The organism is Peribacillus sp. SIMBA_075 (genome assembly GCF_046534585.1).
Genome location: NZ_JAWRYN010001441.1, coordinates 1 through 242 on the forward strand (window position 1 = coordinate 1; position 242 = coordinate 242).

Sequence of the window (242 nt, forward strand, 5' to 3'; positions counted from 1 at the left end):
CTAACATATTTGTTAGAAGTAATAGTGTAACGAAAACTACCGTAATTGCCATGTTCCATTCAATGCGAGGCATTCCGAAAACAAATAGAGACGGAAAACGGATTATATCTGTCACAGGCGTTACTGGATTAGATAATCCGAAGCATGCGAATAATATCCAGCCGCAGACGATACTGAAAAGAACAGAATATTGTCCAATAATAGGTAGCTTCATGATGAAAAAGGATAGTAAAATAACAATG

Annotated in this window: 1 protein-coding gene; it reads right to left on the reverse strand. The window is 36.4% G+C overall.

Features of this window, described 5'->3' with window-relative positions; genetic code table 11:
* The coding region (locus tag SB775_RS33130; protein WP_410865536.1) for a purine/pyrimidine permease at window positions 1-242 on the reverse strand (242 nt) is incomplete at both ends.